Annotated in this window: 1 protein-coding gene; it reads left to right on the forward strand. The window is 52.3% G+C overall.

The window, feature by feature from the left end:
- Positions 1-68: 68 nt before the first annotated feature.
- Positions 69-425 (forward strand): IS66 family insertion sequence element accessory protein TnpB, encoded by a 357-nt coding sequence (gene tnpB / locus B5F27_RS16430; RefSeq protein WP_087369081.1) that lies wholly within the window; start codon positions 69-71, stop codon positions 423-425.
- Positions 426-537: the final 112 nt, after the last annotated feature.

The following is a 537-nucleotide window of genomic DNA, read 5'->3' on the forward strand; positions in this document are numbered from 1 at the left end:
TATCCTGGTAGAGCTTCCAGCAGGTGTAAGCGCAGAACAGATCAGCGCAGTCGTTCGAGGAATCCGACATGCTGGGTGACATCAGCCGGGTAGATCATATCTATCTGGCCTGTGGATACACGGACCTGCGGCGCGGAATAGACGGATTGGCGCAGATCGTACAGCAGCAGTTTGAGCTGGACCCGTTTTCCAACAGCCTGTTTTTGTTTTGCGGCAAACGGCGGGATCGAATCAAGGCCCTGTTGTGGGAGGGGGACGGCTTTGTGCTGCTGTATAAGCGAATGGAGAATGGCGGAGGATTTCAATGGCCCCGCAGCTGTGCCGAGATGCGAAGTTTAAGCTGGCAGGAATTCCGGTGGCTGACCGAAGGCCTTTCCATTGACCAGCCTAAAGCAAATAAAAGCGTGGAACGGTGCGTTTTGTGAGGCAAAGTTTTCCACAAAAAATCAGGCCGTTTTTGCAGCAGACCTCATAGAATTTTTGCAGGAAGTTCTCTACACAGACAGCTCGCGCTGCGAGCTGTTTTGCTGTATAATG

The organism is Faecalibacterium sp. An192 (assembly GCF_002160175.1).
In the GTDB taxonomy this organism is placed as follows: Bacteria; Bacillota; Clostridia; order Oscillospirales; family Ruminococcaceae; genus Faecalibacterium.